Below are 13315 nucleotides of genomic sequence, written 5' to 3'. Positions count from 1 at the left end.
TGCCCGCGTCCAGCTGACGCCATGACCCAACGGCGGCGTCAGTCTTCGTCTCCATCGTCCCAGCTCAAGCTGCCGCGATTGACCAGCGTTGCCAGGATGCTCGCCGCGTTCGGGACATCGAGTAACGAGGCGTCGAGGCGTGCCTCATCACACAGTGCTCGCGCGAGAGCTGGATCACACGCCAGCGTGTCGCCGTCACTGAACAGTGTGACCTGGGACTCGTCGAGTTGCCGCCAGGCGAAGCGGGAGCCCAGTGAACGATGCAGTTCGCCGCCGCCCTCGAGCATCGTTCGGACTGCTTCCGGCGTCGTTTCCGTCTCAGCCGCCGCGAGCTGGTCGAGGTACTTGGGCTGGGTCATGGCCCGTCCGAACCATTGGGCGATCTGCTCGGGTCGATCAATGGCGTCGAGCAGCAGTCTGCGAACCCGCTCGACGGCGGAATCGTCGAGCTCGCCCGGGTGCGTCGGCGATGTCAGGTCGGCGTCACCATAGCGGCGCGTCTCGCCCAGCTGCTCACCGACATAGTCCGCGAAGGCCGTCACGATCTCGTCCGCCGAGGGGGCGCGGAAGCCGATCGAATAGGTCAGGCAGTCGTCGGAGGCGCTGACGCCGTGATGGGCGACACCCGGTGGCAGATAGAGCATGTCGCCGGGTTCGAGCACCCAGTCCTGATCCGCCTCGACGGTAAAGTTCTCGAGAATGCGCAGATCGATGCCCGGAATGAGCCGAGCCGAGTCACCGGGGCTGCCACCCAGCTGCCAATGCCGGCGACCGCTTGCCTGCAGCAGGAAGACGTCGTACTGATCCACGTGCGGGCCGACACTGCCACCGGTGGGGGCGTAACTGACCATGATGTCATCGAGACGCCAGCGCGGTAGGAAATCGAAGGACTCGAGCAGCTCGGCGACTTCGGGGACATAGTGATCAACAGCCTGCACCAGCAATGACCACCCGCTTTGCGGCAGACGGGCGAAGGTGGCCTCGTCGAACGGGCCGTGACTCACCTGCCACGCCTTGTCGGGCCCCTGTGCTTCGACCAGACGGGATTCGATGCCCTCTTCGCAGGCGAGGCCGGCGAGGTCGTCCGGCTCGAGCGGCGAGACGAAATCGGGGAAGGCGCCGCGAATCAGCAGCGGCGTTTTTTGCCAGTGCTGGCTCAGGAACTGCTCGGCCGAGAGGCCAGCCAGCAGCGAGCGCGGCGTATTGGCGGACGTCATGATGTTCTCCTCAGGCCCGCCGACCCCAAAATGGGCGTCGGCGGACGCATGCTCGATGCGTTGGGCCGTTACAGGGCCTTGGCTTGCGCCGCGGCGTTACCGGTGTAGGTCGCTGGGGTGAGTGCCTTCAGCTCGTCCTTGACGTTATCGGGCAGCGCCAGGGTGTCGATGAAGGCGGCAAAGCCAGCCTGATCGATGCGCTTGCCTCGAGTCAGCGTCTTGAGCTTCTCGTAGGGCTTTTCGATCCCGTACCGGCGCATTACGGTCTGGATCGGCTCGGCCAGGACTTCCCAGCTCTGGTCGAGATCGTCGTCGAGACGCATGGGATTCGCCTCCAGCTTGCCGATACCCTTGAGCGCCGCCTCGTAGGCGATCAGGCCGTAGGCAAGACCGACGCCGAGATTGCGGAGCACGGTCGAGTCGGTCAGATCGCGCTGCCAGCGAGAGACCGGCAGCTTGCGAGCGAGATGATCGAGCAGAGCGTTGGCGAGGCCCAGGTTGCCCTCGGAGTTCTCGAAGTCGATCGGATTGACCTTGTGCGGCATGGTCGAAGAACCAATTTCCCCTTCGACCGTGCGCTGCTTGAAGTAGCCCAGCGAAATATAGCCCCAGACGTCGCGGTCGAAGTCGATCAGGATCGTGTTGAACCGGCTGATCGCATCGAACAGCTCCGCGACGTAGTCGTGGGGTTCGATCTGCGTGGTGTAGGGGTTGAAGGTCAGTCCCAGCGACTCGACAAAGGTTCGAGCGTTGTCAGCCCAGTCGATCTCGGGATAGGTGGTCAGGTGGGCGTTGTAGTTACCCACGGCGCCGTTGATCTTGCCCATTAGCTCGACCGATTCGATCTGCTTGAGCTGTCGTGCCAGACGATAGGCGACGTTGGCCATCTCCTTGCCCAGTGTGGTCGGGCTGGCGGTCTGGCCGTGGGTGCGCGACAGCATCGGCTGCTCGGCATGGGCGTGGGCGAGCTCGGCAATCGCTGCGTGGACGCCTTTCATCGTCGGCAGCAGCGCGCTCAGGCCATCGCGCATCATCAGCGCGTAGGAGAGGTTGTTGATGTCTTCGCTGGTGCAGGCGAAGTGGACGAACTCGGTGATCGCGTGAAGCTCTGCCTGTTCGGCGATCGCTTCCTTGATGAAGTACTCGACGGCCTTGACATCGTGATTGGTCGTGCGCTCGATCGTCTTGATGCGCGCCGCGTCCTCCAGCGAGAACTCGGCAACCAAGCGGTCAAGGAACGCCTGCGCCTCGGCCGATAGCGCCGGGACTTCCGTAATGCCGGGGTGGGCGGCCAGCTGCTCGAGCCAGCGTACTTCGACGGTGACGCGGGCGCGAATCAGGCCGAATTCGCTGAAGTGTTCGCGTAGCGGCTCGGCCTTGGCGGCGTAGCGGCCGTCGACGGGGGAGAGGGCGGTCAGCGCGGAGAGTTCGATCATCGTGGGGTCCCGGAACGTCTTGCGCGAGCGATGGCTCGCGCCTTGGCAGAGAAAGGTGTCAGCTCGTCGACGCCCGCGTTCAGCGGGCGTCCAGGTCGCGCAGGGCGCGCTTGATCGCCCCGCGCTGCAGTATTAGTCGCCAGCGGCGTCCGCCCTGCTGGTGCCAGAGCAGGGCGAAGCGCACGCCGCTGAGCAGCGCCGTACGGATCCGCTCCGGCATCATGCGGCTCTGCAGCAGGCTCGGCTCGCCCTGAACCACGATGCGGTAGCGAAACGTCGACAGGGTCTCCTGGTAGAGCTCGCCCAGGCTGGCAATGACATTTTCGTGCGTGTCGCCGAAATGCTCGCTCTGGCCCTGCACGCGTTTGAGCCGTTCGCCCACGCTCTGCATCATGTCGGTGTTCTGGCGCAGCTTCTGCATCAGCAACACCATCGAAAAGCCGTAACGCATCACCTCCGGCTGCGGCTGCTGGCGCGACATCACCTGGGTCAGCGTGTCGATTCCCAGCCGCAGATTGTTGTGGTGACCGCCGTAGACGGCCTCGAAGGAGGGCGGGTCCGTCTCGAGTGTGGCGCGCAGCAGTGTGGTCCAGGCGCGCTCATCGCACTGGCCGGTACGGGCGAGCTGGTCGACGATCGCCGCCGCCTGGAAGACACCCGCCAGGGCGATGGACTGACGCGTCGTAGCGTCGTTGGGGACACTCTGAATGGGTGTGGTGCTCATGCCGTTTGCGAACTCCCGCTCAGCGGCGTCTCGGTGGCGGCCGCGAGGGTGATGGTGTCACGAATCACGGCGCCACCGAGACAGACATCGTCGGCGTAGAGCACCAGCGACTGGCCCGGGGTCACGGCGCGCTGCGGATCGTCAAAACGTACCGTTAGACCGCCATCGTCCTGCACTTCGATCTGGCAGGGCACATCCTGCTGGCGGTAGCGGGTCTTGGCCCGCAGTCGGCGTTCGGTCGGGGCCCTGCCGGATACCCAGCTCGCTTTCTCGCAGTAGACCGTCTCGCTGTAGAGCAGCGGGTGTTCACCCTGGGCGACGATCAGCACGTTGCGCGCGAGATCCTTGGCAGCGACGAACCAGGGGTCCTCGCTGTGATCCTTGAGCCCTCCGATACCCAGTCCGCGGCGCTGGCCCAGGGTGTAGTACATCAAGCCCATGTGCTCGCCGATCTCCTCGCCGTCCGGCGTCTCGATTCGTCCGGGCTGGGCCGGCAGGTACTGCTTGAGGAAGTCGCTGAAGCGGCGTTCACCGATGAAACAGATGCCGGTGGAATCCTTCTTGCGCGCCGTCGCCAGACCCTGGCGCTCGGCGATCGCACGCACCTCGGGTTTGTCGAGTTCGCCGACGGGAAAGAGCGTGCGCGCGATGGCCTCGCCCGGCACGGCGTGCAGGAAGTAGCTCTGATCCTTGTTGGCATCGAGCCCCTTGAGCAGCTGCGCTTGCCCGCTTGCGTCTAGCCGTCGACGCACGTAGTGCCCGGTAGCGATCAAGTCGGCCCCGAGCATTTCTGCATAGTCGAGAAAGACTTTGAACTTGATCTCGCGATTGCAGAGGATGTCGGGGTTGGGCGTGCGTCCGGCCTGATATTCGGCGAGGAAGTGCTCAAAGACGTTGTCCCAGTACTCGGCGGCGAAGTTCGCCGTGTGCAGCTTGATGTTCAGCGTGTCGGCAACGGCTTCGGCATCGGCCAGGTCGGCCATTGCCGTGCAGTACTCGGTGCCGTCGTCCTCGTCCCAGTTCTTCATGAACAGGCCCTCGACGCGATAGCCCTGCTCGAGCAGCAGCAGGGCCGTCACGGAGGAGTCGACGCCGCCGGACATGCCGACGATCACTTTAGGCGCCTCGGTTGGCGAAGCGGCCTCGGGAGAAGCGTTAACGAGCGTCATGGCGATTCTCTGCAGATAGAAGACGCGCCGACCGTGCTGGAAGGCCCGCGGGCGCGTAACGCCTGAATAAATGACCGGCGATTATAGCCGAAACGCCAGGGCGGCATCGAGTCCAGCGCGGTGTCCGGTGCCCGCGCCGGGTTCAGCGGTCTCGGATCACACCGAGCGGATAGTGGCGCCCATCGCGGGCGTCGCGCAGGCGCTGCATCACCACCGGGCTTCGCAGGCGGTTCGCCCGGTCGAGGTCGTCGACCTCATCGAAGGTCAGCCAGTGTGCCGCACGGATGCCGCTGTCGAGCGGGTTGCCCAGGTGCGCGAGCGCCAGCCCGATGAAGCCGTGGCTGTGGAAGACGATACCCTCTGGGGTGCGATGCACGTAGAGCCCGAGATAGTCAGTGATCGCCACCTGCCAGGCGGACTCCTCGCGGGTTTCGCGCTCGGCGGCCGCGGTCAGTCGCTCACCGCGCTCTAAGTGGCCGGCGGGCTGGTTGAAAAGACTGAATGGCCCACCGCGGTCCTCTTCCACCATGAGGTAGCGGCCGGCGCGTTCGACGACGACGGCAACGGTCACCCGAGGTGTCCAGCGATCCATGGCATCTCTCTCCTGTAACGGGCCGACGTCGTGGCGAAGACCCGGGCAAGGCGTCGGCGAGGCTTTCGATCATACTCCCTTGAGGCGCGTCCAGCAGGCATCGGCGACGCCCGCGAGGGGCTTCAACGACGGCGTTGCCGTGGGGGCGGACGGCGACCGCTCCGGGGTCGCCTCGGCGTCTCTTTCGGCATGTTGAGCACTTCGGAACGCCAGGCGCCGGCTGTCAGTCCCTCCAATGTCCACGGGCCAATGGCGGTCCGGATGAGCCTCAGTGTCGGATGGCCGACATGCGCTGTGATCCGGCGCACCTGACGGTTGCGCCCTTCGCGCAGTTCGATCTCGAGCCAGGTTGTCGGGATGCTCTCGCGTCGGCGCACGGGCGGGTCGCGGGGTGGCGGCTCTGGGCCGGTGAGTCGCCTGACACGGGCGGGTCGTGTGGGGCCGTCGTTGAGCGTGACACCCTGGCGTAGCGCGGCGAGTGCCGCAGCGGTCGGGTCGCCTTCTACCTGGACCCAGTAGGTTTTGGCGAGCTTGTGTCGTGGGTCGCTGATGCGATGGATCATGGCGCCGTCGTCCGTCAGCAACAGCAGCCCTTCGGAGTCGTAGTCCAGTCGGCCGGCGGCGTAGACGTCGGGGACGTCGAGGTAGTCGGCGAGCGTCTGGCGCCCTTGGGTATCGGTGAATTGACACAGCACCCGATAGGGCTTGTTCAAAAGGTAGAGTCGACTCATGAGAGGCGTCGGGAAAGCAAGAGGGTCATGGCGTGTGATGTCTGTCGGCTAGGCAGCGTCGTTGGGGGTCGGGAACCGGTTGAGATGCATCCATGGGTCCGCCGCGGGCGTAACCCTCGAGACAGGGGAGGCCGGCTTTCGCGGAGACGGGGCGCAGGATACTGCCTGAGAGGGTAAAATGATGCCTGCACTGGCGAAACGTGTACGCCGAACTATTTTTAACCGAGGCTTGCATCGCGATCACCCCGACCGCATCTTCGGGACTAGCGAGTCGATAAACGCCATCGCCACCCCGTTGCAACCGTTGTCGGCAGGTCCGAGTCGATCGATGTGTTCGCGTCGATGTATTCAGGAACTCATCCCCAATGTCTGAGATCGTAATCAACACGCTGTCCGGTCTGTGTACCGAGGCGACGCGACTGGGCATGACGCGCCCGCCCGAACCGGGGCAAGACCAGCAGGGTGACGTCGCCGAGCAGGCGGCGGATCCTCAGCTGGCGCCACCGCCCATGTACAAGGTCGTGCTCTACAACGATGACTACACCCCGATGGAGTTCGTCGTCGAGGTGTTGCAGGAATTTTTCGCCATGGACAGTGAAAAGGCCGTCCAGATCATGCTGGCCGTTCATACCCAGGGCAAAGCGACCTGCGGGATTTTTTCCCGGGACGTGGCGGAAACGAAGTGCCATCTCGTCAACGAATACGCCAAAGAGTGCGAGCATCCGCTGATGTGCGATGTGGATGCCGCTGACTAATACGACGATTGGGCCGCGCGCTGCCGATGCGCCGGGGTTGCCAATCCGTGAATTGTGCCCGATTGTGAAAGTGCCGACCGACGCCTTCAAAGGCTAAAAGGGGACTGCCATGTTGAGTAAAGAACTTGAACTCACCCTGAACACGGCCTTCACCGTGGCGCGCTCCAAGCGACACGAGTTCATGACCGTGGAGCACCTGCTGCTGGCGCTGCTCGATAACGCCTCAGCAGCCGATGTGCTCACTGCCTGCGGAGCGAATCTGGACAAACTGCGCGCCGACCTGCAGGACTTCATCAATTCCACGACGCCCCTGATTCCCGACGATCATGAAGATCGCGAGACCCAGCCGACGCTGGGCTTCCAGCGCGTGCTTCAGCGCGCCGTGTTTCATGTCCAGTCCTCCGGCAAGAGCGAGGTGACCGGCGCGAACGTGTTGGTTGCCATCTTCTCCGAGCAGGAGAGTCAGGCCGTCTATTTTCTCAAGCAGCAGAGCGTGGCACGGGTCGATGCCGTCAACTATATCGCCCACGGCATCTCCAAGGTTGCCGGTCATGGCCAGGCTCAGCAGCCTTCTCAGGAATCCGACGAGGGGGAAGAGGCCGGCGGCGAGAACGGCCAGAGCCCGCTGACCAATTACGCGACGAATCTCAACGAGCAGGCTCGGCTCGGCAAGATCGATCCCCTCATCGGGCGGGATCACGAGCTGGAGAGGGTGGTTCAGATTCTCGCGCGGCGTCGCAAGAACAACCCGCTGCTGGTGGGTGAGGCCGGTGTCGGCAAAACCGCCATCGCCGAGGGGCTCGCCAAGCGCATCGTCGAAGAGGACGTGCCCGACGTCATCGCCGATGCCGTGGTCTACTCCCTCGATATGGGCGCGCTGCTGGCGGGGACCAAGTACCGCGGCGACTTCGAGAAGCGCCTCAAGGGGTTGCTGGCAGAGCTGCGCAAGCAGGAGAACTCGGTACTGTTCATCGATGAGATTCATACCGTCATCGGGGCCGGAGCGGCATCCGGCGGCGTGATGGATGCGTCCAATCTGCTCAAGCCGCTGCTCTCCTCCGGTGAGCTGCGCTGCATCGGCTCCACGACCTTCCAGGAGTTTCGTGGCATCTTCGAAAAGGACCGGGCGCTGGCCCGTCGATTCCAGAAGGTCGACGTGCCGGAGCCGACCGTGGAAGACACCATCCGGATTCTCAAAGGGCTGCGCGGCCGCTTCGAAGAGCACCATCAGTTGAAGTACACCGACGGCGCCCTGGAGAGCGCGGCGCGGCTTGCCGATCGCTATATCAACGACCGCCATCTGCCGGACAAGGCGATCGATGTTATCGATGAAGCCGGTGCCCATCAGCGACTGCTGCCGCCGGAGGCGCGCATTTCGACCATTGGTACCGACCAGGTCGAAGCGGTGGTTGCCTCCATCGCGCGGATTCCGCCGAAGAGTGTGTCGAGCTCGGATCGCAAGCTGCTCTCCAATCTCGAGCGTGACCTCAAGATGCTGGTCTTCGGTCAGGACGAGGCGATCTCCAGTCTCTCGGCCGCGATCAAGCTGTCGCGGGCTGGCCTCAAGTCCCCGGACAAGCCGGTGGGTAGCTTCCTGTTCGCCGGCCCGACCGGTGTCGGCAAGACCGAGGTTGCCCGTCAGCTCTCCCATCTCATGGGGATCGAGTTGGTTCGCTTTGATATGTCGGAGTACATGGAGCGGCACACGGTATCTCGCCTGATCGGGGCGCCCCCGGGCTACGTCGGGTACGACCAGGGCGGCCTGCTGACAGAGGCGATCAACAAGCAGCCGCACTGCGTTCTGCTGCTCGACGAGATCGAGAAAGCGCACCCGGAGGTCTTCAACCTGCTGCTGCAGGTCATGGATCATGGCCGTCTCACCGACAACAACGGGCGCGAGGCAGACTTCCGCCATGTCATCGTGATCATGACGTCCAACGCCGGGGCCGAGCAGATCTCGCGACGCTCCATCGGCTTCCAGACGCAAGACCACTCCACGGACGGCATGGAAGTCATTCGCCGTACCTTCACACCGGAGTTCCGTAACCGTCTCGACGGCATCATTCAGTTCCACGGTCTGGAGCCGGCGGTGGTGCGCAACGTGGTCGACAAGTTCCTCGTCGAGCTTCAGGCGCAGCTGGACGAGAAGCGGGTGCAGCTGGATGTCGACGAAGAGGCGCGTGCCTGGCTGGCGGAGCAGGGCTACGATCCGGAGATGGGGGCACGGCCGATGGCGCGCGTGATCCAGGAGAAGCTGAAAAAGCCGATGGCGGAAATGATCCTGTTCGGCGAGCTAGCCGACAAGGGAGGGATCGTTCACGTCAGAGTCGAAAACGACGAACTGCAGTTGGAAACCGAAGCGGCAGAAGTGGCCTGATCGACGTCGGGCCGCTCCACGCGGTCGCCGTCAACGACAACGCCTCGCCATGGCAACATGGCGAGGCGTTTTCGATTCTGGCCTGGAGCAAAGCGGTCATTGCCGGGAAGCGTGAGCGCTTGAGATCTGGCGGGGATCGGTCGGGGCGGTCTCAGCGAGAGCGGTAGACGATACGGCCCTTGGACAGGTCATAAGGTGTCAGTTCGACCTTGACCTTGTCGCCGGTCAGAATGCGGATGTAGTTCTTACGCATTTTGCCGGAGATATGTGCAGTCACGACGTGGCCGTTTTCCAGCTCAACGCGGAACATGGTGTTGGGCAGCGTGTCGACGACCACGCCCTCCATTTCGATATGATCTTCTCGTGCCATATAGGCGATCCCTCTTCGAGTTTGGGTGTGGGCCAAGGCCGGCATTCAACGCAGACTGCCGCGAACGGCGCCGATGCCATCCACGGTCACTGGTGAGCGAGCCCGGCTAGGACCCCTGAAGTGCGCGATATTATGGGCTATCTCGTCGCGGAAGGCAAAATCGGCGACTCGGTCACTCGGATAAAGCGGAGGGCACTAGCTGTTGCCAGCGGCCGCCGTCGAGATATTCGAGCGGCTGGTAGTCCTGCTTGTAGCGCATTTTCTGGCACTGTTGAATCCAGTAGCCCAGATAGACGTGGGGTAGGTCGCGCTCGCGGGCCAGCTCGATCTGCTTGAGCACGGCGAATACGCCCAGGGAGCGCCGTTCGAAGATCGGGTCGGGATCAAAGAAGGTGTAGATTGCCGAGAGGCCGTGCTCCAGCCAGTCTGTTGCTGCCACGGCCATCAGGTGCTCGCCGAGTCGAAATTCGATCAGACTGGCAAACGCTCGGGGTCGAGCCAGAAACTGGCAGTACTGATCCCGGCTCGGTGGGTACATGTCGCCATCCGTGTGTCGTGCCGAGATGTAGCGCGCATAAAGGGCGTAGTGCTCATCACGGAATTCAGCGGATAGGACGCGCACGTCAAGATCGGCATTGCGGTTGACGAGCTTGCGCTGGGTTCTCGTGGCCGCGAAATTCCGCACGGGGATGCGTACCGAGATACAGGCGCGACACCCCTCGCAGTGCGGCCGATAGAGATTTCCCCCGCTGCGACGGAAGCCGAGCAGCGTCAGCGCCTCGTAAATTTCAGCGGAGGGTGGCGCCTGCGGATCGAGAAACAGTGTGGTGGCCTCTCGGCCCGGAAGGTAGCTGCAGGGGTGCGGTACCGTCAGGAAGAATCGTAGGTCTCTGGCATCGCGCTGAGCTCGCGGACCGCGGGGCTGATCCTGATTGGTATCGCTCGCTGTCACCGAGGTCGTCGGTTCGTTGTGTCGAGGACGCTGTGCGTCATCGTCCTGCGCGCCGTCTCGGCTCATGGGGTCTCCCTCGGCCACACCGGGGCTGGATGGACCATGTTGACACACTGTTCAAGGTAGCCGATGAACGTCTGCCGGGCGATGTCGCGGGCGCCGAGACTTGCCAGGTGCGGCGTGTGCATCTGGCAATCGATCAGCGAGAAGCCGTGGTCGTCGAGATGCTGGGCCAGGTGTACCAGGGCGATCTTCGACGCGTCCGGGCGGCGGCTGAACATCGACTCGCCGAAGAAAATCCCCCCCAACGCTAGACCGTAAAGGCCGCCCACGAGCGTTTCCTGATCCCATACCTCAACGCTATGGGCGTGCCCCAGCCTATGCAGATCACAGTAAGCCCCGTGCATGGCGTCGTCGATCCAGGTGCCTTCCTCCTGCTCGCGCACGGCAGCACAGGCGGTGATGACGGCCTCGAAATCGCGATCGAAGGTGACCGTAAAGCCCGCGTTGCGAAGTCGTTTGGCGAGGCTTCTTCGCACCCGTATCTCTCGCGGAAATAGCACCGTTCGTGGGTCGGGAGACCACCAGAGTACCGGCTGATCGTCGGCGTACCAGGGGAATATTCCGTGACTGTAGGCACAAAGCAGCCACTCTGGTGTCAGTTCGCCACCCGCGGCGAGCAGGCCGTTAGGCTCGGAAAGTGCCGAGTCAATGGTCGGAAAGCGAACCGGGTGTGAGGGCAGCCAGGGCAACATGAATGCATCCCGTCAAAGGCAAATTCCCAGCATAGCAACTCGCGACTCGCGGTGTGCATCTCTCCCTTGTCTGTCGTTTCGCTTGCCGTGTGGTTCGATTAAAGACTGGATGGCGATCGGCCGATAAGCGCCACGTCAACCACAACAAGAGAAAGAACAATGTCTATCCGAGAGCGCTTCCAAGGCGCCGGCATTGGAACCAAGTTGGCACTCGTCGTGGGTGTCCTTCAGGTCCTCGTGCTTTTGGGACTGGCTTTTGCGATGGCTCAGTCCAGCGCCAGACAGCTTCGCGAATCCGCTGAACACGAGCTGGAAACGCAGCAAGCGGCAATTCAGGACATGGTGTCCCTGTTCGATTACAGCCTCGGCCAGCAGGCCGATCGCTACGAAGGGCTTTTCAGCGATTTGTATTCCGGCCGGTATAGTCTGTTGCCCGAAGAGCGCGTGCAGGTGGCCGGGCGAGATACCCCCATGCTGCGTGACGGTCTCGAAACGCTCAACGACAATACCTACAAGCTCGACCGCTTCACGGAACAGACAAAGACCGTGGCGACGATATTCGCTCGTGACGGTGATGACTTCGTGCGGGTTTCGACGTCGCTTAAGAATCAGGCGGGTGAACGCGTGATGGGGACGCTCCTCGATCGAGGCGCCAAGAGTTATGCTGCGCTCACCGATCGGAAGGCCTATGTTGGCTTGAGTCGACTGTTCGGCAGCTACTACATCACGAAATATCGTCCGATTACCGACGCGGACGGTGTGCTCGTTGGGGCCTTTTTTGTCGGCGTTCCCATCGATGACGAGATGGCTCAGGTTCAGGACCGGATTCGTGGCGTGGGCATCGGCGACAGCGGCTATACCATGCTGGTCAAGTCGGGAGGGGACAATAAAGGCGAAGTGCTGGCGGGTGGCCCTTACGAGGGTGAGAACCTGCTCGAAGGGCCGACAGCTGCGAGTTTCGCCCCACTGTTCAAGGGCGAGCAGGGCCGGCTCGAGTATGCGGCAGCCAACGGTGACCGACGTCTGATCGAGTTCGCCAGCTACCCCGACTGGCAGTGGCTCATCGCCGGCGCGGTCTCCCTCGATGAGATTGAGGCGGGCGTGATGGCTGCGCGCAACCGCTTTCTGCTCATCTCGCTGGTCCTCGCCGTGGTGCTCAGTGGCGTCATCTACTTCATCTTCAAGCGGTTGGTAACGCGACCGATGAATCGTGCGCTGGATTTGGCGAACGCGCTGTCCGAGGGGGACCTCTCCCAGCGGATCGAGACAGGTCGTCGCGACGAGATTGGCAAGCTGATGCTGGCGATGAACGGCATCGGTGACGGACTCGAGCGGATCGTGTACCAGGTTCGTTCGGTCATTGGCGAGACCGAGGGTCATGCCCGGGAGTTGACCGCGGGCAACGCCGATCTTGCCGAGCGCACCGAGTCCCAGGCAGCCAGTCTCGAGGAGACCGCCGCGAGTACCGAGCAGCTCAACGCGACGGTGCGTCAGAACGCCGAACGCGCCCGGCAGAGCGATGGTCAGGCCAGTCAGACCGCCAAGGCAGCCGAGGAGGCGCGATCAACGGTCGACGCCACCGTCGAAGCGATGTCGCGGATCAACGATATGGCCAGACAGATTGCCGATGTGGTCGGCGTGATCGATAGCATCGCCTTTCAGACCAACCTGCTGGCACTGAACGCCTCCGTCGAGGCCGCCCGCGCCGGTGAGCAGGGGCGCGGTTTCGCCGTGGTGGCGCATGAAGTGCGCAATCTTGCCGAGCGGTGTGCCGGCTCCGCCCAGGAGATCAAAGGCCTCGTGACGCGCACGGCCAGCGAGGTGGAGAACGGCAACCTTCGGGCTGCCGAAGCGGGCGAGCGGGTGGGCCAGATCGTGACCCAGGTGCAGGGCATCAGTACGCTCCTCTCCGAGATTCGCATGGCCTCCGAGGAGCAGTCCCACGGTATCGATCAGATCAACGTCGCCGTGTCCCAGATCGATGAGACCACCCAGAGCAATGCCGCGCTGGTCCGCCAGTCGAGCCAGGCGATGCAGCGACTCGACGAACAGACACAGCGTCTGAGTCAGACGGTCGCCGTATTCCGCCTGCGTGAGGGCGTCGAGGCCGAGCCCTTAGCGGTAACGGCGCCGAGAATCGGGGGCAGGGCGGCCGCTTCTCCATCGACTCGCAAGCTTGAGCCGGCGCTCGAGGACTGACCTCGGTTAACGACACTCAGCCCCGCTTGGCAGGGCCA

At 63.3% G+C, this 13315-nt stretch carries 12 protein-coding genes; 3 read left to right on the top strand and 9 right to left on the bottom strand.

Annotated elements, in window-relative coordinates:
* Window positions 1-38: 38 nt before the first annotated feature.
* The 6 genes from DOM41_RS16570 to DOM41_RS16545 all read right to left on the bottom strand — a co-directional run bounded on the left by DOM41_RS16570 (window position 39) and on the right by DOM41_RS16545 (window position 5869).
* Window positions 39-1217, bottom strand: coding sequence for a cupin domain-containing protein (locus DOM41_RS16570; RefSeq protein ID WP_110687943.1), 1179 nt, complete (start codon window positions 1215-1217; stop codon window positions 39-41).
* Window positions 1218-1285: 68 nt separating this feature from the next.
* The gene (purB, locus tag DOM41_RS16565) at window positions 1286-2650 is read right to left on the bottom strand and encodes an adenylosuccinate lyase (RefSeq protein WP_110688058.1); all 1365 of its coding nucleotides are present in this window, start codon (window positions 2648-2650) and stop codon (window positions 1286-1288) included.
* 82 nt (window positions 2651-2732) lie between these two features.
* Window positions 2733-3377 (bottom strand): high frequency lysogenization protein HflD, encoded by a 645-nt coding sequence (gene hflD, locus DOM41_RS16560; RefSeq protein ID WP_110687942.1) that lies wholly within the window; start codon window positions 3375-3377, stop codon window positions 2733-2735.
* Window positions 3374-4546: a tRNA 2-thiouridine(34) synthase MnmA gene (mnmA, locus tag DOM41_RS16555; RefSeq protein WP_110687941.1), complete on the bottom strand. Its 1173-nt coding sequence runs from the start codon at window positions 4544-4546 to the stop codon at window positions 3374-3376. The genes hflD and mnmA overlap by 4 nt, the downstream gene beginning before the upstream one ends.
* Before the next feature lie 142 nt (window positions 4547-4688).
* Window positions 4689-5138 carry an NUDIX domain-containing protein gene (locus DOM41_RS16550; RefSeq protein ID WP_110687940.1) on the bottom strand — a complete coding sequence of 150 codons (450 nt, stop codon included), beginning with the start codon at window positions 5136-5138 and terminating at the stop codon, window positions 4689-4691.
* A 122-nt stretch (window positions 5139-5260) separates the two neighbouring features.
* On the bottom strand, window positions 5261-5869 hold the full coding sequence (locus tag DOM41_RS16545) for a pseudouridine synthase (protein ID WP_110687939.1): 609 nt from the start codon (window positions 5867-5869) through the stop codon (window positions 5261-5263).
* Between the two features lie 425 nt (window positions 5870-6294).
* On the opposite strand from DOM41_RS16545, the gene clpS reads away from it, so the two are divergent.
* Both clpS and clpA read left to right on the top strand, forming a co-directional pair.
* Window positions 6295-6624 (top strand): ATP-dependent Clp protease adapter ClpS, encoded by a 330-nt coding sequence (clpS, locus tag DOM41_RS16540; RefSeq protein ID WP_110688057.1) that lies wholly within the window; start codon window positions 6295-6297, stop codon window positions 6622-6624.
* A gap of 109 nt (window positions 6625-6733) precedes the next feature.
* A complete protein-coding gene (clpA, locus tag DOM41_RS16535) occupies window positions 6734-9001 on the top strand; it encodes an ATP-dependent Clp protease ATP-binding subunit ClpA (protein WP_110687938.1) in 2268 nt (755 codons plus the stop codon).
* A gap of 151 nt (window positions 9002-9152) precedes the next feature.
* Here clpA and infA read toward each other — a convergent pair whose 3' ends face one another.
* From infA to aat, 3 genes are all read right to left on the bottom strand, one after another.
* Window positions 9153-9371 carry a translation initiation factor IF-1 gene (infA, locus tag DOM41_RS16530; protein WP_013332816.1) on the bottom strand — a complete coding sequence of 73 codons (219 nt, stop codon included), beginning with the start codon at window positions 9369-9371 and terminating at the stop codon, window positions 9153-9155.
* A gap of 172 nt (window positions 9372-9543) precedes the next feature.
* A complete protein-coding gene (locus DOM41_RS16525; RefSeq protein ID WP_110687937.1) occupies window positions 9544-10389 on the bottom strand; it encodes an arginyltransferase in 846 nt (281 codons plus the stop codon).
* Entirely contained in the window at window positions 10386-11078 is a 693-nt protein-coding gene (gene aat, locus DOM41_RS16520; RefSeq protein ID WP_110687936.1) for a leucyl/phenylalanyl-tRNA--protein transferase, read from the bottom strand. Before aat ends, DOM41_RS16525 begins: the two co-directional genes overlap by 4 nt.
* A 159-nt stretch (window positions 11079-11237) precedes the next feature.
* Here aat and DOM41_RS16515 point away from each other — a divergent pair, with 159 nt between their 5' ends.
* Window positions 11238-13277, top strand: coding sequence for a methyl-accepting chemotaxis protein (locus DOM41_RS16515; protein ID WP_110687935.1), 2040 nt, complete (start codon window positions 11238-11240; stop codon window positions 13275-13277).
* The last annotated feature ends 38 nt before the right edge of the window (window positions 13278-13315 follow it).

Origin of the sequence: Salinicola aestuarinus (assembly GCF_003206645.1) — a bacterium.
Taxonomy (GTDB): domain Bacteria; phylum Pseudomonadota; class Gammaproteobacteria; order Pseudomonadales; family Halomonadaceae; genus Salinicola; species Salinicola aestuarinus.
This window is presented reverse-complemented; position numbering and strand designations above follow the sequence as displayed.